The sequence below is a fragment of the Mesorhizobium sp. M1A.F.Ca.ET.072.01.1.1 genome, from assembly GCF_004023325.1.
Taxonomy (GTDB): domain Bacteria; phylum Pseudomonadota; class Alphaproteobacteria; order Rhizobiales; family Rhizobiaceae; genus Mesorhizobium.
Genome location: NZ_RZSF01000044.1, coordinates 13420 through 31071, shown reverse-complemented (window position 1 = coordinate 31071; position 17652 = coordinate 13420). Strand labels below are relative to the sequence as shown.

14 protein-coding genes and 1 pseudogene are annotated in these 17652 nt (G+C 63.3%); 3 read left to right on the top strand and 12 right to left on the bottom strand.

The annotated features are described in order from the left end of the window. The 12 genes and pseudogenes from EOA32_RS09450 to EOA32_RS09395 all read right to left on the bottom strand — a co-directional run. The coding region (locus tag EOA32_RS09450; RefSeq protein ID WP_189407024.1) for a cation:proton antiporter at window positions 1-400 on the bottom strand (400 nt) is incomplete at its 3' end. Window positions 401-559: 159 nt separating this feature from the next. After that, the gene (locus EOA32_RS09445) at window positions 560-1624 is read right to left on the bottom strand and encodes an ABC transporter ATP-binding protein (protein WP_067325862.1); all 1065 of its coding nucleotides are present in this window, start codon (window positions 1622-1624) and stop codon (window positions 560-562) included. Window positions 1625-1651: 27 nt separating this feature from the next. After that, window positions 1652-2443: an ABC transporter permease gene (locus EOA32_RS09440; protein WP_067002564.1), complete on the bottom strand. Its 792-nt coding sequence runs from the start codon at window positions 2441-2443 to the stop codon at window positions 1652-1654. Further along, window positions 2440-3285 (bottom strand): ABC transporter permease subunit, encoded by an 846-nt coding sequence (locus EOA32_RS09435; RefSeq protein WP_170950271.1) that lies wholly within the window; start codon window positions 3283-3285, stop codon window positions 2440-2442. The genes EOA32_RS09440 and EOA32_RS09435 overlap by 4 nt, the downstream gene beginning before the upstream one ends. 134 nt (window positions 3286-3419) lie before the next feature. Further along, on the bottom strand, window positions 3420-4526 hold the full coding sequence (locus tag EOA32_RS09430) for an ABC transporter substrate-binding protein (protein WP_128371569.1): 1107 nt from the start codon (window positions 4524-4526) through the stop codon (window positions 3420-3422). Window positions 4527-4767: 241 nt separating this feature from the next. Beyond that, entirely contained in the window at window positions 4768-5940 is a 1173-nt protein-coding gene (locus EOA32_RS09425; protein ID WP_128371568.1) for an iron-containing alcohol dehydrogenase, read from the bottom strand. 16 nt (window positions 5941-5956) lie between these two features. After that, a complete protein-coding gene (locus EOA32_RS09420) occupies window positions 5957-7342 on the bottom strand; it encodes an aldehyde dehydrogenase family protein (RefSeq protein WP_067325854.1) in 1386 nt (461 codons plus the stop codon). 24 nt (window positions 7343-7366) lie between these two features. Beyond that, window positions 7367-7783: a type II toxin-antitoxin system VapC family toxin gene (locus EOA32_RS09415; RefSeq protein ID WP_095781102.1), complete on the bottom strand. Its 417-nt coding sequence runs from the start codon at window positions 7781-7783 to the stop codon at window positions 7367-7369. Continuing rightward, window positions 7773-8183, bottom strand: coding sequence for a hypothetical protein (locus EOA32_RS09410; RefSeq protein WP_095781101.1), 411 nt, complete (start codon window positions 8181-8183; stop codon window positions 7773-7775). The genes EOA32_RS09415 and EOA32_RS09410 overlap by 11 nt, the downstream gene beginning before the upstream one ends. A 71-nt stretch (window positions 8184-8254) precedes the next feature. Beyond that, on the bottom strand, window positions 8255-9625 hold the full coding sequence (locus tag EOA32_RS09405; RefSeq protein WP_128371567.1) for a glutamine synthetase family protein: 1371 nt from the start codon (window positions 9623-9625) through the stop codon (window positions 8255-8257). A gap of 87 nt (window positions 9626-9712) precedes the next feature. Further along, window positions 9713-11269, bottom strand: a complete 1557-nt coding sequence (locus tag EOA32_RS09400; RefSeq protein WP_128371566.1) for an amino acid permease — start codon at window positions 11267-11269, stop codon at window positions 9713-9715. Between the two features lie 22 nt (window positions 11270-11291). Continuing rightward, window positions 11292-12109: pseudogene (locus EOA32_RS09395) on the bottom strand (N-formylglutamate amidohydrolase). A gap of 146 nt (window positions 12110-12255) precedes the next feature. On the opposite strand from EOA32_RS09395, the gene EOA32_RS09390 reads away from it, so the two are divergent. The 3 genes from EOA32_RS09390 (at window position 12256) to EOA32_RS09380 (ending at window position 17635) form a co-directional block, all read left to right on the top strand. Then, a complete protein-coding gene (locus EOA32_RS09390; protein ID WP_067002767.1) occupies window positions 12256-13086 on the top strand; it encodes a MurR/RpiR family transcriptional regulator in 831 nt (276 codons plus the stop codon). 263 nt (window positions 13087-13349) lie between these two features. Next, a complete protein-coding gene (locus EOA32_RS09385) occupies window positions 13350-14507 on the top strand; it encodes an efflux RND transporter periplasmic adaptor subunit (protein WP_128371565.1) in 1158 nt (385 codons plus the stop codon). After that, window positions 14504-17635, top strand: a complete 3132-nt coding sequence (locus tag EOA32_RS09380) for an efflux RND transporter permease subunit (RefSeq protein ID WP_128371564.1) — start codon at window positions 14504-14506, stop codon at window positions 17633-17635. The genes EOA32_RS09385 and EOA32_RS09380 overlap by 4 nt, the downstream gene beginning before the upstream one ends. The last annotated feature ends 17 nt before the right edge of the window (window positions 17636-17652 follow it).

Below are 17652 nucleotides of genomic sequence, written 5' to 3'. Positions count from 1 at the left end.
GGCCAAGCACGGCGCTCGCCGCCACGGCGTCCGGCGGCGCGACGATGGCGCCGAGCGCGATCGCCGCCGCGATCGGCAGACCGGCCATCTTCCAGCCGACGAAGGCGACGACCACGGTGGTGAAGACAACCGCGCCCAACGCCAGCAGCACCAGCGACAGCCGGTAGCGCTTCAGGTCGCGCAGCGACGTATCATAGGCGGCATCGAGAAGCACCGGCGCGATGAACAGGGCAAGCGCCAGTTCCGGATCGATCTCGATGGTCGGCGCACCTGGCAGAAAGGCGATCCCCACTCCGGCCAAGGCCAGCAGGGAGGGATAAGGTATCCCCAGCCATCGCGACAACGCCGTCAGCCCGACGGCGATCAGAAGCAGAATGAGGGTGAGCTCGAAAAGCGCCATGACTCATCGTAGCGATGGAACCAGGCGTTTGGCACTGCAAAAAACGAATGGTGAATTGTGAATGGCGAATGGTGAGCGGGCATCATCAGAGAGAATTCGAGCACGTAACGTGCTCTCTTCGCTGACTACCATTCACTTATTCACTATTCACTGTTCACCCTAGTGCAGCACCAGCATGTCGCCCGACGAGAAAGAGATGTCCGCCTTCTCGCCGACGACAGGCGGCGGCGTCGCCGAGTTGTTGAAGGTGTCGAGCGATACCGTGTTGCCGCCGATGCCGACGCGCACCCGGATGACCGAGCCGAGGAAATGCACTTCGGCGATCTCGCCCGAAAGGCTGGTGTCGTGGCCCGGCTGGCGTCCGAGCGAAATCGCTTCGGGCCGCAGCGCCAGCGACAGCGTGTCGCCGGACTTCGACCCGTTGAGCTTGCCCTTCAGCGAGACTTCCTGCGTGTTGACCCGCACCTTGCCGGACGCGGCATCGGTGACCTTGCCTTCCAGCACGTTGAGCGTGCCGACGAAATTGGCAACGAACTTGGTCGCCGGCCGGTTGTAGATCTCGAACGGCGTGCCGACCTGTTCGGCCTTGCCGCCATACATGACCGCGATGCGGTCGGAGATCGACAGCGCCTCTTCCTGGTCATGCGTCACGAAGATGGTGGTTATGCCGAGCTTCTTCTGGATCGAGCGGATTTCCTCTCGCAGCGAAATGCGCACTTTGGCGTCCAGCGCCGACAGCGGCTCGTCGAGCAGCAAAAGCTTCGGCTTCGGCGCAATGGCGCGCGCCAGCGCGATGCGCTGCTGCTGGCCGCCGGAGAGCTGGTAGGGATAGCGGTCGGCCATCTGCGGCAGCCTGATGATGTCGAGCATCTCCGCGACACGGGAATCGATGGCCGCCCTGGGCATGCCCGCCACCTTCAGTCCGAACCCGATATTCTGCGCCACAGTGAGGTTGGGAAACAGCGCATAGGCCTGGAACACCATGCCGATATTGCGCTGGTTGGGCTTCAGCCTGGTGATGTCCTTGCCGCTAACCACGATCTTGCCGGCCGAGGGCTCCTCGAAGCCGGCCACCATGCGCAACACCGTCGTCTTGCCGCAGCCGGACGGACCGAGGAAGGAGACGAATTCGCCCGGCGCGACATCGAGGTTGAAATCCTCGACCACGGTTGTGGCGCCGAAGGACTTTCGCACATGCTGGATGGAGAGGAACGGCTCGGCCATGGCTTTTTCTTTCGGTCGGTACTTCGCTCAATTGGGGCGGTTCGCCGATTTCGGCGCGAAACGGGACAAGATCTGGATCAGCGACATGCAGCCCCAGGTTATGACGAACGCGATGATCGACAGCGCCGCCGGCTCATAGGCGCGGTTGGCCACAAGATTCTGCAAATACGGGCCGAATGCCGGCCGGTTGAGCAGGCTGGCCATGGTGAATTCGCCGATCACGATGGCGAAGGTCAGGAATGCGCCCGAAAGCACCGCGATCAGCACATTGGGCAGGATCACGCGGCTGATGATCGTGCCCCAGCCGGCGCCCAGGATCTGCGCCGCTTCCGTCAACGTGCGCACGTCGATGGTGCGAAGCCCGGTGTCGACGGCGCGGTACATGTATGGCAGTGCAAGCGTTGCATAGCCGATGACCAGCAGAGCATTCGCGCCTGGATTGGTTGCCAGGAACGGCAGCGGCGAATTCGACCCATACATCCTGATATAGCCGAAGACGATGACGATGGCCGGGATCACCAGCGGCAGCAGCGTGATGAACTCGACGATCGGCCTGATCTGCGGCATGCGAAGGCGGATCCAGTAGGCCGTAGGCACGACGATCAGCACGCCGAGGAGAATGGTGAAGATGGCGACGACCACCGAAAACATGAAGGTCGCCTGGAACTGGCTGTCGCCGAGCACGACCTTGTAGGCGTCCAGGGAATAGACGCCGCGGCGCATGCGCAGCGAGAACTCGATCGTCGCGATCAGCGGGATGAAGAAATACGCCGCGCCGAGGACAAAGACGACCCAGGCCCAGAACCTGCCGGATTTCATTTCAGCCACCTCTCCGAGCGCGTCCGGAACCAGATGTAGAAGATGTTGGCAAGCCCGGTGATGACGATCATGCCGAAGGCGATCGCGTAACCGAGATGGGCATTGTGCAGCACGTCGCCGCGGATCTGGGCGTAGAGCAGGATCGGCACGATATTGAGCGAGGACCCGGTCAGCGCATAGGCGGTGGCGATCGCCCCGAAGGCATTGGCGAAGAGCAGGATGACGGTGCCGAGGAAGCTCGGCCACAGCACCGGGATGACGACCAAGCGCCAGTATTGCGCCTGGGTGGCGCCGAGCGTGGCGGCGGCTTCGCCCCATTCCCTTTTTAGCCCGTCGATCGCCGGCACGATGATGACCACCATCAGCGGAATCTGGAAATAGACATAGGTGATCGTCAGACCCCAGAACGACAGCAGGTTGAAGCCATGCGCATAGATGTTGAACCCGACCAGCGTGTTGAGCAGCACGGTGACGAGGCCCAGCCGGCCTAGCGTCGCGATGAAGGCGAAAGCCAGCGGCACTCCGGCGAAATTGGACGCGACACCGGAAAACGTCAGCGTCCCCGACCGTATCCAGTTGGGCAGGCCCCCGCGCACGATGGCGATGGCGATGGCAAGACCGGCGAAGGCGCCGATCAGCGATGACGCCAGGCTGACCTTTATCGAAATCCAGTAGGCGGCAACGATGTTGGCCGAAAAAAGCGCGACGATGTTGGCGAACGTGAACTCGCCCGCCTCGTTCTGGAAGGCGCCCAGCATCAAGTAGAGCGTGGGCAGGATCAGGAACATGACGGCGAAGACGAAGAACGGCGTTACGCCAAGCCAATGCGTCGGCAGCCGCATTGCGCGCGCTTCGCCGGGGGGCGCGGCCTTGCCCGCAATTGCCTGATTGGAAACCGAGAGATCGGTCATGCGCCGGCTACCGTTTTGGAAAGGGAGTCCGGGCGGCCATCGGGCCGCCCGGACCGTATTGATGCTTACTTCACATTGGCTCCGACGACGGCGTCCCAGTTCTTGGTGATGGCTTCTTTTGCCATGCCCTGTTCATCGAGCGTCGGAAACACCGCGGCTGTATAGGACTCGGCCGGAGGCATCTTCGCCAGCATATCCGCCGGAACCTTGCCGTTCTTGGCGAGATCGTTGAAGCGGATCGGGTGGCAATAGCCCTTCAGCCAGCCGATCTGGCCTTCGTCGGAGTAGAGATATTCCAGCCAAAGCTTGGCCGCATTCGGATGCGGCGCGTAAGCGCTGATCGCCTGCACGTAAACGCCGGCGACAACGCCGGTCTTCGGCACAATGACGTCAACGGGGGGATTGCCCTTCAGCGTGTCGCGACCGGAGAGCGCGTTGTAGTCCCAGGTCACGAGGATCGGCGTCTGGCCCTGGGCGAGCGTCGCGGTCTTGCCTATGACCGGCACGAAGTTGCCGGCGGCATTGAGCTTCTTGAAAAATTCGAGCCCGGCAGTGCCCGCGGCTTCACCAGCGGCAGCACCGCTGGCAAGGCCGGCGGCGTAGACGGCCTGGATAGCCTGGTTCGAAGCGCGCGGATCGCCGGCAAGGGCAACCGAGTTGGCGAATTCAGGCTTCAGCAGGTCGGCCCAGTCGGTCGGCGATTCCTTGACCAGATCCTTGTTCACCTGGAACGAGAGCACGCCATAATAGTCGCCTGTCCAGTAGCCGTCAGCGTCCTTGGCGCTGTCCGGAATGGAATCCCAGGTCGAGACTTTATAAGGCTGGATCAGGCCGTCCTTCTTGGCGGACGGACCGAAGGACAGGCCGACGTCGATGACGTCAGGTGCCTGCGGGCCCTTGTTGTCCTTGTTCGCTTTGATCGCCTCGATCTCATCGCCGGAGCCTGCATCCGGGTTGAGCTCGTTGACGGTGATCTCCGGATACTTCGCCTTGAAGCCGGCGATGACGTCGCCGTAGCCGCACCAGTCGTGCGGCAGCGCGATGGTGGTGAGCTGGCCCTCGGCTTTCGCCGCCTTGACGAGATCGTCCATCGCGTCGGCGGACGAAATCACCGTCGACGCAAACAGCGCCGCGGCCGAAAGGGAAAGCACTTTCCCCGTGAATTTGAACATGTGTTCTCTCCGTTGAACTGACGCCATTGGACGCCTGCGATGCGGTATCGTTTTCGTGTGACAGCCAGATGAAAGCTTTGTGAAAGCGGCACCCCGCAACACGAAAAAGTAAACTCTCTTTAACCGGCTGTAGCAATCGCTTCGCGATTCTTTTTCCGGCTAATTATTCTCCTCCTTGCATTCCGCCCGTTGCCCTTTCCTTTCCCCTCGTTTCCAGATCAACTTTCCGCTGCAAATTGGTTTACACAGACCCTACGATGGCATTTTCGAGCAGAGCAAGCGCCCCTTTCTTGGTGAGCTTGACCGGATTGCCGCCGGCGGTCGGATCGACCACCGCCATGTCGGCGATCAGTGTCTTGCGGTTCTTGTCCATGTCGAGGCCCTTGATCAGGCCGGGCAGCGCATGCGGCACCTTGAGCTCCTTGCGCAATTTGATGACGGCTTTTGCGAAGCCATCGAAGCCGCCCTTGATGCCGCAATAGGCGGCGAGCCGCGCGATGCGGTCCTCGATCGCATCGCGGTTGAAGGCGAGGACATAGGGCATGAACACCGCATTGGTCATGCCGTGATGGGTGTCGTAGAGCGCGCCGATCGGATGCGACAGAGAGTGGATGGCGCCCAGCCCCTTCTGGAAGGCGGCCGCGCCCATCGCGGCCGCGCTCATCATATTCGCGCGGGCGACCAGATCCTTGCCGTTGGCGAAGGCCTTGGGCAGGTTTTCGAACACCAGCCGGATGCCTTCCACGGCGATGCCGTCGGCCATCGGATGATAGCCCGGCGCGCAATAGGCTTCGAGGCAGTGGGCGAGCGCGTCCATGCCGGTGCCGGCCGTGATGAAGGGCGGCATGCCGACCGACAGCTCCGGATCCGCAATCACGATCGCCGGCAGAAGCTTCGGATGGAAAATGACTTTCTTGGTGTGGGTCTCTTCATTGGTGATGACGCCGGCGCGGCCGACCTCGGAACCGGTGCCCGCCGTGGTCGGCACCGCGATGATCGGCGCGATCGCCTCCGAGTTGGCGCGCGTCCACCAGTCGCCGATGTCCTCGAAATCCCATACCGGACGCGTCTGCCCGGCCTGGAAGGCGATCAGCTTGCCGAGGTCGAGCGCCGAGCCGCCGCCGAAAGCGACGACCCCGTCATGCTTGCCTTTCTTGAACACGGCGATGCCGGCGGTCAGGTTGGACTCGACCGGGTTCGGCTTCACCTCGGAAAAGACGCCATAAGGCACCTTGGCATCGTCGAGGATCTTCAGTGTCGAAGCGACGACGGGCAGCTTCGCCAGGCCCGGGTCGGTGACGAAAAGCGGGCGCTTGATGCCTGACGCAGCCAGCGCGTCCGGCAGTTCCTTGATGCGCCCCGCGCCGAAGCGGACGGTGGTGGGGTAGTTCCATTTGGAGGTGAGCTTGGACATGGATTGTCTTTCGAATTCAGATCGCTTCGCGCAGGTGGTAGGATTTCGGCCGGGTCAGATTGTCGTAGCCGATGGCGGACAGCGCCGCGCCCTTGCCGGTGTCCTTGACGCCGGTCCAGACTAGCGCCGGATCGAGATAGTCGCAGCGGTTCATGAACACGGTGCCTGTCTGGACCCGGTCGCCGATCGCCACGGCGCGCTCGGTGTCGCGCGTCCAGATCGAGGCCGTCAGCCCATAGGGGCTGTCGTTCATCAGCGCGATGGCTTCCTCGTCGTCGCGCACCTTCATGATGCCGACGATCGGGCCGAAGCTTTCCTCGCGCATGACGCTCATCTGGTGGTCGACACCGGTCAGCACTTCCGGCGCCAGATAGGGCGAGCCCGGCCTGTCGTTCTCCACCTTCATGGCGATATGCGCCTTGGCGCCCTTGCGCAGCGCCTCTGCCTTTTGCTCGCGGATCAGGTCGGCGAAGCGTGCCTGCGCCATCGGACCCATGGTCGTCGCCTGCTCCAGCGGATTGCCGACGACATAGTTCCTGGTCTCGGCGACAAAACCTTCGACGAACTCGTCATAGACCTTTTCGTGCACGTAGACGCGCTCGATGCCGCAGCAGCATTGGCCGGAATTGTAGAAGGCGCCGTCGACCAGATTGGCGACCGCATGGTCCATTTTGGCGTCGGGAAGGACATAGGCCGGATCCTTGCCGCCGAGCTCGAGGCCGAGCGTCATGAAGGTGCCGGCCGCGGCTTTCTCGATGGCCCGGCCGCCGGCGACCGAGCCGGTGAAGTTGACATGATCGATCTTGCCCGAGCCGAGCAGCCTTTCGGTCTGGTCGTGGTTCATGACCAGGTTCTGGAACAGGCCTTTCGGCAGGCCCGCCTTGTCGAACGCCTGCTGGAAGCGCTCGCCGACCAGCAGCGTCTGCGCCGCATGCTTGAGGATGACCGCGCTTCCGGCCATCAGCGCCGGCACGATCGTGTTGACCGCGGTGAGATACGGATAGTTCCACGGCGCGATCACCAGCACGACGCCGAGCGGCACCTTCTTGACATAGCGGCGAAAGCCGTCCTTCGGATTGGAGGCCATGATCGGCTTCAGCGCGGCTTCCGCGATCTCGACCATGTAGCTGGTGCGTTCCTTGACGCCGCCGAACTCGCCGCCATAGCGCACCGGCCGCCCCATCTGCCAGGCGATCTCGGGCACGATCTCGTCGCTGATGCCGACCAGCGCTTCCAGCATTGCCAGCATGTACTTGCCGCGCTCCGCGACCGGTGTCTCGGCCCACTTCTCCTGCGCCGCCCTGGCGCGCTCTACCGCCGCGTTGATCGCCTGATCCGTCGCGACCGGCCGCTCGGCATAGATCGAGCCGTCGATGGGTGATTTGAGTTTTACGGTATCCAAGAAGACGTCTCCAAATTGACTCTTTCAGCAGGCGATGGCTCTGACATGACCCTGCGCGGCATAGGCCAAAATGGCCCTGTCACGGGTTACGATAGTCAAATCGCGCTCCCGCGCGGTCGCTATCAGAATTCGATCCATTGGATCGCTGTGAACGACACCTGGAAGGTAGGAGGCCGCTATGAGAATACGTGGCGTCACCCCTTCCACTGTGACGGCCGCCGCCTCAACGAACTCGTCGAACCAACGGTCGGGCGTCTTCGTGGACGGCAACCTGCCCTTCGACACCAGCATGCCCATCTCCCATGCCGACATGACCGATACGTTCAGCGTGCCGGACTGAGGAGCCTTGCTGATAGCCGTTGTCGCCGCATCGGCTATCGGTTCGTCCTGCGAGATCCAGATGACCGCGCAAGTGTCCAACAGAAGGTTCTCAGTCTTCATAGACCTTGCCCCAATCCTGCTCGACAGGCTCCGTCAGATCGACCTCTGGGAGGATAGTAAGCGTTCCCTTCATGCAGCCGAAGATCGGGTGCCGTGTCGGTGTCCCGCCGATCTCGGCCTGAGCCGATTCGCCGAACCCCTTTGAAGTGCCGGAACCTGGCTGAACGCGCCGAAAGACCAGTTTTTCGCCCGCTATATTGACGGACTCAGTCTGGAACCCCGCGGCCAGCCACTCCTTTGTCATTGGATTGTTGCTGGGGTTATTGCTCCACCAAGCCGGATACTGCTTGGACGCCGGTAGCTTTTCGCCAAGCAGCTTCTCGATGTCGCTGAACGACATCGGAACCCGCTCGCCGGTTTGAGCCATAAGATACGAACGCAAAGGCGAATACTTTCCCATTCTCACGCTCCCGAACTCAACCAGCCAAGACTACAGCTTTAGTTAGGTTCGGTCAACGTTCGACTACAGCTTTAGTAGCGTTCAAACCCCCGGTGCAGTTCCCAATCCGTGATGCGGCGGTCGTATTCGAACTGCTCCCAGCGGGCGGTGTGGACATAGTGCTCGATCACCTCCTCGCCGAAGGCCTGCTTCAGCATCGTGGAGCTTTCCAGCGTCTCGGCGGCATCGCGCAGCGTCTTCGGGATTTCCGGCAGTTGCGACGCCTGATAGGCGTCGCCGACAAACGGCTTCTGCAGCTCCAGCTTCTCGTCGATGCCGGCGAGACCGGCCGCGATCAGCGCGGCGAAGGCGAGATAGGGGTTGAGATCGGCGCCGCCGATGCGGCATTCCATGCGGATGCCTTTGGTACCCTCGCCGCACAGCCGGAATCCCGCCGTGCGGTTGTCCTCGCTCCACATGATCTTGGTCGGCGCGAAGGTGCCGGCCTGGAAGCGCTTGTAGGAGTTGATGTACGGCGCCAGGAACCAGGTGAACTCCTTGGCGTATTTGAGCTGGCCGGCCGCCCATTGCTGGCCGAGGCTCGACAGCGTCCATTCGGCGTTTTTGTCGAAGAACAGCGGCGTCCCGCCGTCGGCGCTCCACAGCGAATTATGGATGTGGCTGGAATTGCCGGCGAGCCCGTAGTTGTACTTGGCCATGAAGGAGATGGCCTTGCCTTCGGAATCGGCGATCTCCTTGGCGCCGTTCTTCAGGATGACGTGGCGATCCGCCATCTCGAGTGCTTCGGCATAGCGCACATTGATCTCTTCCTGGCCGGGACCCCATTCGCCCTTGGAATTTTCGATCGGGATACCGGCTGCCTCCATCTCGTTGCGGAGCCGGCGCATGACGCCTTCTTCCTTGGTGGTGATGCCGATCTGGTAGTCGCCGATATAGGGCGAAGCGCTGTCGAGCCCTTGCCAGTGCTTCTTGCGCGCCGATTCATAGGTTTCGCTGAACAGGTAGAATTCGAGCTCGGAGGCGAAGTAGCCGATATAGCCGCGCTCGCTCAGACGCTTGACCTGCTTTTTCAGGATCGCGCGCGGCGAATGCGCGAGGTCCTCATGGTCGTGATGATCGAGCACGTCGCAGATGACCAGCGCCGTCTTCTCCAGCCATGGGACGCGCCGAAGGGTCGACAGGTCGGGTTTCATGACGAAGTCGCCATAACCCTTCGACCAGCTCGCCGCCTTGTAGCCCGGCACCGGCTCCATATCGATGTCGCAGGCCAGCAGATAGTTGCAGCCATGCGTCTCGCCATGCGCGGAATCGACGAAATACTGGGCCAGGAAGCGCTTCCCCGCGAGCCGGCCCTGCATGTCGACGATGCAGGCCAGCACCGTGTCGACCTCGCCGTTCGAGACCGCTTTCTTCAACTGATCGAACGAGAAATTCCCGGCCATTCCTTTGGCACTCCAACACTTGTCGATTGAAAGGGAGAAACGAAGCCCTGGCCGGCGTGACGCCGGCCAGGGCGATGATGTTCGATATCAGTGGCCGGTCTCGCCGACCGCCTGCTCTGCCGCCTTGATCGCCGCCTGGCGCGCCGCGATAATGTCGCCGAGCGGCGGCCCCTGGAAGCGGTTGCGCTCGAAGGCGAACCAGACGACCGCCGTCAGGATGAAGAAGCCGACGGTGATGTAGAGCGCCCAGTCGTTCGGCGGCTGGATGCCGATGACGAAGATCAGGATCATCGACACGATCGAGAGCAGACCGAACAGCATGAAGATGCCGCGGCCCATGTTCCACGGCCCCATCTTGTCCCACTTCGGCGTCCCCCAGGCCATCATGCCGAGCACGATCGGCACGGTGAAGGAGAGGAACAAGAAGATGACGGTGCAGGACACCACAATAGTGTAGGCCGAGGTGCCGGCGACCGAGACCACCGACGAGCCCCACACGAACAGCACCGACAGGATCGAGGCTGTCCAGATCGCCGCCACGGGCGTGCGATAGGTCGGGCTGACCTTGGAAAGCGCTGCCGAGCCCGGCAGGCCGCCGTCTCGCGAGAAGGCGAAGATCATGCGCGAGGCCGAAGTGACGGTGGCAAGGCCGCACAGCAGCTGTGCCAGGAACACGACGAGATAGACGAACTCCTTCAGTCCGGTTCCGACGCGCTGGTCGAAGGCCCAGAAGAACACGTTCCAGCCCTGCTTGGCGGCCTCGTCCATGTTCGGGATCATCAGCACGAAGGCAGCCAGGAACAGGTAGCCGAACAGCGCCGACCAGATGACCGACATGACCATCGCGCGCGGCACGGAAGAAGCCGCCTTGATGGTTTCCTCCGACGTGTGCGCCGAGGCGTCATAGCCGGTGATCGTATAGATCGGCAGCAGGAGGCCAAGCGCGAAGACCCAGGCGTTCGAAACCTGCGGCCACACGCCGCCTCCGGCATCGCCTGAGTAGTTGTGGAAGGTGAAGAGGCGGCTGAAGTCCCAGGTCTCGGCCGAGAGCAGGCAGACCACCGCGATCAGGATCGAGCCGAAGAAGATCAGATAGCCCGAAAAGTCGGTGAGCTTTGCCGTCAGCTTGATGCCCAGATGGTTGATTAGCGCCTGCGCGCCGGTGATGATGACCAGGAAGATCGTCTGGGTGGTCAGGTTGTTTTGAATGCCCAGCGCCGGCCCGAAAGCGCCGACGAAGAAAGTCCAGGTGCCGACATTGATGGCGCCGAGCACGGTGATCAGGCCAAGCAGGTTCAGCCAGGCGGTAACCCAGCCGGTGCCGCGATTGCCGAGGATCGAGCCCCAGTGATAGAGGCCGCCGGCCGTCGGATAGGCCGAGCTGATCTGCGACATGGCGACCGCGAAGGTGAGCGACACGAAGCAGCCCACCAGCCAGCCGATGCCGATGCCGATGCCGCCGGCGCCGGAGGTCGCCTGCGCCAGCGAGTTGATGCCGCCGGACAGGATGCAGATAATGGAGAAGGAAACCGCGAAATTCGAGAAGCGGCTGAGGCGCCGCTCCAGTTCCTGGGCATAGCCCATGCTGTGGAGGACTTGTATGTCCTCAGCCTTGTCGACTTCGGTGTAGTCATTTGCTGCCATGTTGGAAGTCCCCTGTGGTTTCTTAGCTGGCCGACTGTACTGACTTTCCCATTGCGCGTTGTCGGGAGCCCCTGGCCTCCTCGGGCTCCAGATTCGAGAATATGCCTGTGAGCAGATCCGCCCATTTCCGCTGCCCGGTCTCGCCGGAGATCTCGTCGTTGCGGATTTCGATCATCGCGCAGGCAAGGCCGCGCGAGCGCGCGTGCCGTTCCAGCGTGAAATAGACGCGGTCGGCCGGCGAATAGGGTTCATTGACGCCAACGGTGACGCCGGAGAGCCGCTTGAGCGCCGATATCAGCGGCGCCGCCAGCCGGCGGTCGTCGTCATGGATGATGCCGATATGCCAGGGACGGCTCCTGCCCTTATACACCGGCGTGAAGGAGTGCACCGACACCAGGCGCGTTTCCTGCCCGAGCGCAGCCGCTGCTCGATGATCTCAGCGATCGTGTCGTGGAACGGACGCCACGCGAGATCGATCCGCTCCGCGCGCTGCTTGCCGGAGAGATTGGAATTGCCCGGAATGGCCGTCGTCTCGCTGACCGGCGGCACGAGGTCCGGCGCGTCGAGCGGGCGGTTGCAGTCGATCACTAGGCGCGAGATGCGGGTTTCGACCAGCGTGGCGTCGAGCGCGTCGGCCATGCGTCTGGCGACCGGCAGCGCGCCCGGATCCCAGGCGATATGCCGGGAGAGATCCTCGGCGGGCAGCCCGAGCGTTCCGAATTCGGCGGGCAGAAAGTTCGAGGCGTGGTCGCAGGTGAGGACGAAGGGGCTCGAGCCGCCGGGGTTGGTCACCCTCACGGTCTCCGACGGTGCAAGGCTGGCGCGCCGTGCTTTCTCCATACTGCCGTCCCCTCGGGAGCGCTGTATCTTATGTTACGTAATTTGCCTCATTGCGCCCCTGTGAATGATTTCATACAGTTTACGCGGCTTTGTCAAACGCGGAATTCCGAAAACGGCGGCGACCGGGTCAAAGGGTGGGGAAAACGATGATCTCCAGTATTGCCGAACTGATTTCGGACCGCATCGGCACCATGCCGGCAGGCGAGCGCCGCGCCGCGCAGACGCTGATTGCCAACTATCCGCTGACCGGGCTGAAGACCGTGGCCGAATTCTCGACCGCGGCGGGAGTCTCCTCACCGACGATTCTGCGTTTCGTCGCCAGGTTGGGTTTCCAGAACTATCCCGAATTCCAGTCGGCGCTGCAGGATGAACTGGCCGCGCAATTGCAGTCGCCGGCCTCTCGCACGCTCAACTCGGCGTCGCCCGCCAATGGCGGCGCCGTTTCGCCGATGCTGGAGGCGACGCTCGACAACATGCGCGAGACGTTCCGGCACCTTACCGACAAGCAGTTGGCCGACATTGCCGCACGGCTTGCCGAGCGCCGCGGCAAGACCTTTCTGATCGGCGGCCGCTTCACCGATCCGCTCGCGCGCTACATGGCAGCCCATCTCGCCATCATCCAGCCAGACGTCTACCACCTCGCGGGCCAGGAGAGCATCTGGCGCGACCGGCTGATCGACATGGGCAAGCGCGACGTGCTGGTTATCTTCGACATCAGGCGCTACCAGGAAAGTCTGCTCCGCTTTGCCGAGAAGGCGCACCAGCGCGGCGTCCAAATCGTGCTCTTCACCGATCAGTGGCTCTCGCCGATCGCCCGCTTCGCCCGCCATGTGATCGCCGGGCGTACCGCCGTGCCTTCGGCCTGGGATTCGTCCGCCGCCCTCTTTGTCGTCGCCGAAACGCTGATCGGCGCGGTTACAAGGCAGCTCGAAGCCGCCGGCGCCAAGCGCATCCGCGACCTGGAGAGCCTGCGCTAGGCAGTTCCAGGTAGCGTGCAACGGCTTCCGTTCGGTTTTGCTTTGACCGAATGGCGGCCGGCACCCCCCAAATTGCGGCAAAAGATGCGACCGAAGCGATGATCCCGCTTCACGTTACCGAGATTTAATGTGCACGTTTGCGTGATAATTGCCATAAAACGCTGATATTATGATGTGGCGTGGCCGGTATCGCTCTCACGCCGTATCGTCGCTCAGCCTGCTTCCACTTGGAACCGGCGGACGATTCTGCCGCTGGAGTGTCAATGTCGAGCTGGAAACAGATTGTTCTTGCGCTGGTGATCGTGGTTGCCGCTGCGGCCGCCTGGGCGCGCTTCTATCCCGGCGCGCCTGAGGTATTGGCACGCTGGGGAATGGACTGGGCGATTGCGGCGACGCCCCCCGCCACGGGAAGCATCGAGACCGGTTCGGCCCGGTCCGGTCGCAACCGCGGCGGCCAGATCGTGACCATTGTCGCCTCCCCTGCCGGCACCGCCACCATCAACGACAGGCTTCAGGCGATCGGGACCGGCCGCGCCAATGCGACAGTCACCGTCAATCCATACTCTTCCGGCCGCCTCACCGAACTGCCGGTGCAGTCCGGCACCCATATCGAAAAAGGCGACGTCATCGCCAGGCTCGATTCGGAGACGGAAGTGATTGCGCGCGACCGTGCCAAGGTCGCGCTCGACGACGCCCAGGCGAAGCTCGATCGGGTCAAGTCGCTGCGAGCCTCCAATGCCGCCACGCAAGTTGCCGTCGCGGATGCCGAGGTGGCGCTCGCCAATGCCAAGCTGGCGCTGCGCGATGCCGAGCTCGCGCTCGAGCGCCGCTCGGTCGTCGCGCCTATCGAAGGCACTGTCGGTATCCTGCCGATCGCCGCAGGCAACTATGTCACCAGCCAGTCGGCGATCGCCACGCTTGACGACCGCTCGAGCATATTGGTCGATTTCTGGGTGCCGGAGCGTTTTGCCGCCGCCGTAAAGGTCGGACAGCGATTGTCGGCCACGCCGCTGGCCAACCCCAACGAGGTCTATTCCGGCACGGTTTCGGCCATCGACAACCATATCGACGAGAACAGCCGCACGCTGCTCGTCAAGGCGACGATCGCCAACCCGGCGGATTCGCTGCGCGCCGGCATGTCGTTCCAGATCGCCATGAAATTCCCCGGCGACACCTATCCGGCCGTCAGCCCACTGGCCATCCAGTGGGGCACCGACGGCGCCTATATCTGGACCGTCGAAAACGGCAAGGCAAAGCGCGTGCCGGTGCGCATCATCCAGCGCAACACCGAGACGGTGCTGATCGATGCTCCCGTCGAGAGCGGCGATATGGTCGTGACCGAAGGCACGGAGAGTGTCAGCGAAGGCGGCGACGTCCGGATCGCCGGCGAGGACCGCGCCACCGCGGCCGAAGGCTCATGAGCGCCGCCGGCGACCAGACCGCGGGATCGGGCCTGACCGCGCTCTTTATCCGCAGGCCGGTCATGGCCTTCGTGCTCAATACGCTGATCGCGGTCGCCGGCCTCGCAGCCTTCTGGGGCGTCGAAATCCGCGAACTGCCGGATGTCGACCGCCCGGTCATCACCGTCAACACCACCTTCGAGGGCGCGGCCGCCGAAACCGTCGACCGCGAGTTGACCGACCCGATCGAAGGCGCCGTCGCGCGCGTCTCGGGCGTCAAGTCGATCTCGTCGACTTCATCTTTCGGCCAGAGCCGCGTCACCATCGAGTTCAACGACGGCGTCGATCTCAATGTCGCCGCCTCCGATGTCCGCGATTCCGTCAGCCGCATCACCAACCAACTGCCCGAGACCGCCGATGCGCCGCGCATCGTCAAGGCCGACGCCAATTCCGACCCGGTGATGCGGCTGGCGGTCACGTCCGACACCATGTCGGTGCAGGACATGACGGTGCTGGTCCAGGACCGCATCGAGGACGAGTTCGCCGCCGTCCCAGGGGTCGCCGACGTTCAGGTATCCGGCGACCGCGACAAGATCTTCCGCATCGACGTCGACCAGAACAAGCTGGCAAGCCATGGCTTCACCGTGGCGGATTTGCGCAAGGCGCTCGCCTCCGTCGCCTTCGATTCCCCGGCCGGCTCGATCACCACCACCAACCAGGACCTCGTCGTGCGCACGACGGCCGACGTGACCACGCCGGAGGAATTCGAGAGCATCGTCATCGGCGGCGCGACGCGCATCCGCGACGTCGCCACCGTGACGCTCGGCCCCGACATCGGCCAGACCTCATTGCGCTCCGACGGCAAAACCGGCATCGGCCTCGGCATCATCCGCCAGGCGGAGTCGAACACGCTCGATATATCGACCGGCGTCAGGGCCGCCGTCGAGAAACTCCAGGCAAATCTTCCGCAAGGCATGTCGATCAAGGTCACCAGCGACGATGCCGTCTTCGTCAACGGCGCGGTGCATGAGGTTGAGATCGCGCTCGCGCTTTCCGTCTCGATCGTGCTGATCGTCATCTACGCCTTCCTGCTCGACTGGCGCGCGACGCTGATCCCGGGCCTGTCGATGCCGGTCGCCATGATCGGCACCATCGCCGCGATCTACCTCGCCGGCTTTTCCATCAACATCCTGACGCTGCTGGCGCTGGTTCTGGCGACGGGCCTCGTCGTCGACGACGCCATCGTGGTGCTCGAAAATATCGTGCGCCGCCGCAACGAGGGCATGGGGCCGCGCGCGGCCGCCGTGCTCGGCACCCAGGAAGTCTTTTTCGCCGTCGTTGCCACGACGCTGACCCTGGTCGCCGTCTTCGTGCCGATCTCCTTCCTGCCGGGACAGACCGGCGGGCTCTTTCGCGAGTTCGGCTTCGTGCTGGCGATGTCGGTACTGCTCTCCTGCGTCGTGGCGCTGACGCTCTGCCCGATGCTCGCCTCGCGCATGCTGACCAGCGCCTCTCTTCACCACGAAGGTGGCAGCGGCGTGGGCGCTCGCATCGGCGGTGCATTGCATCGGCTCTACAAGCGCTGCCTGCATGCCTGCCTCGGCGCCCCCTGGATCGTAGTGCTCGTCGCTATGCTCTTCGCTGGCACCGCCTTCACTTTGTTCGGCACGATACGTCAGGAGCTGACGCCGACCGAAGACCGCGCCGTCGTTTTGCTGCGCATCAACGCGCCGCAAGGAGTCAGCCTCGACTACACGACCGAGCAGATGCGCAAGATCGAGCGGCTGATCCAGCCTTTGCGCGATTCCGGCGAGATCCGCAGCACCTTCGCGAATGCCGGCAACAACGGCGCCTACAATAGCGGCTTCATGGTGATGACGCTGGCGCCGTGGGCCGAGCGGACGCGCAGCCAGCAGGAGATCATGGCCGAGATCAGCCGCCTGACAAAGCAGGTGCCAAGCGTCCGCGTTTTCCCGGTTCAGCCCAACAGCCTTCGCATCCGCGGCGCGGGCAGCGGCCTGCAATTCGCCCTGGTCGGCAACGACCGCAAGGCGCTAAGCGCGGCGGCGGTGCAGATCGTCGAGGAAATGCGGCAGGATCCACGCTTCCAATCACCGCGACTTTCCGTCGACCTTACGCAGCCGCAGCTTGCCGTTGCCATCGACCGCGAACGCGCCTCCGACCTCGGCATCGACATCACCGGGCTTGCGGACACGCTGCAGGCGATGCTCGACGGCAACGATGTCGTCGACGTCTACATCGCCGACCGCAGCTATGGCGTGAAGCTGGTCTCGACCACCAATCCGATCAACGATCCGACGGATCTGGAAAACATCTTCCTGAAAACGTCGGACGGCCGCTTCGTGCCGATGTCGACCATCGCCACGCTGACCGAGCGCGCCGTGCCGCCGTCCCTGACTCGCGAGCAGCAGCAGCCGTCGGTGGCGATCACCGCCAGTCTCGGCGGCAGCTTCGCGCTCGGCGATGCGCTGACCCGCGCCGAGGAGATCGCAACACCGCTGCTGCCGTCGGACGCGCGGATCGTGCCGCTGGCCGAAGCGGCGACGCTTGGCGAGAGCAACAGCGCCATGGCGACCATTTTCGGTTTCGCGCTGGTCATCATCCTTCTGGTGCTGGCAGCCCAGTTCGAGAGCTTCGTCAGCGCCGTCATCATCATGGCGACAGTGCCGCTCGGGCTCGCCTGCGCCATCTTCGCGCTGCTCTTGTCGGGCACCAGCCTCAATGCTTACAGCCAGATCGGCCTGGTCCTCCTGGTCGGGGTCATGGCCAAGAACGGCATCCTGATCGTCGAGTTCGCCAACCAGCTGCGCGACCGCGGGCTTGGCGTGCGCGAGGCGATCGAAGAGGCCGCCACCATTCGCCTTCGCCCGGTGATGATGACGATGATCTGCACCGTGCTCGGCGGCGTGCCGCTGGTGCTGGCTTCAGGCGCAGGCGCCGAGGCGCGCGTGGCGCTCGGTTGGGTGATCGTCGGCGGCCTTGGCCTGGCGACCGTCTCCACGCTTTTCCTGACCCCTGTCGCCTATCTCTTGCTTGGCCGCTTCGTCACGCCCAAGGCGCATGAGGAAGCCCGTGTGAAGCGCGAACTCGAGCAAGCCGCCTATGCCAATGTCGAGCCGGCGGAATAGTGGACGAGCACGAGCCA

Excerpts from the sequence above, each read along its gene's own strand:
- EOA32_RS09435 (WP_170950271.1), bottom strand. The coding sequence starts at position 3,285 with ATGCGGCTGCCGACGCATTGGCTTGGCGTAACGCCGTTCTTCGTCTTC.
- EOA32_RS09430 (WP_128371569.1), bottom strand. The coding sequence starts at position 4,526 with ATGTTCAAATTCACGGGGAAAGTGCTTTCCCTTTCGGCCGCGGCGCTG.
- EOA32_RS09440 (WP_067002564.1), bottom strand. The coding sequence starts at position 2,443 with ATGAAATCCGGCAGGTTCTGGGCCTGGGTCGTCTTTGTCCTCGGCGCG.
- EOA32_RS09400 (WP_128371566.1), bottom strand. The coding sequence starts at position 11,269 with ATGGCAGCAAATGACTACACCGAAGTCGACAAGGCTGAGGACATACAA.
- EOA32_RS09385 (WP_128371565.1), top strand. The coding sequence starts at position 13,350 with ATGTCGAGCTGGAAACAGATTGTTCTTGCGCTGGTGATCGTGGTTGCC.
- EOA32_RS09415 (WP_095781102.1), bottom strand. The coding sequence starts at position 7,783 with ATGAAGACTGAGAACCTTCTGTTGGACACTTGCGCGGTCATCTGGATC.
- EOA32_RS09380 (WP_128371564.1), top strand. The coding sequence starts at position 14,504 with ATGAGCGCCGCCGGCGACCAGACCGCGGGATCGGGCCTGACCGCGCTC.
- EOA32_RS09390 (WP_067002767.1), top strand. The coding sequence starts at position 12,256 with ATGATCTCCAGTATTGCCGAACTGATTTCGGACCGCATCGGCACCATG.
- EOA32_RS09410 (WP_095781101.1), bottom strand. The coding sequence starts at position 8,183 with ATGGGAAAGTATTCGCCTTTGCGTTCGTATCTTATGGCTCAAACCGGC.
- EOA32_RS09425 (WP_128371568.1), bottom strand. The coding sequence starts at position 5,940 with ATGTCCAAGCTCACCTCCAAATGGAACTACCCCACCACCGTCCGCTTC.
- EOA32_RS09405 (WP_128371567.1), bottom strand. The coding sequence starts at position 9,625 with ATGGCCGGGAATTTCTCGTTCGATCAGTTGAAGAAAGCGGTCTCGAAC.
- EOA32_RS09445 (WP_067325862.1), bottom strand. The coding sequence starts at position 1,624 with ATGGCCGAGCCGTTCCTCTCCATCCAGCATGTGCGAAAGTCCTTCGGC.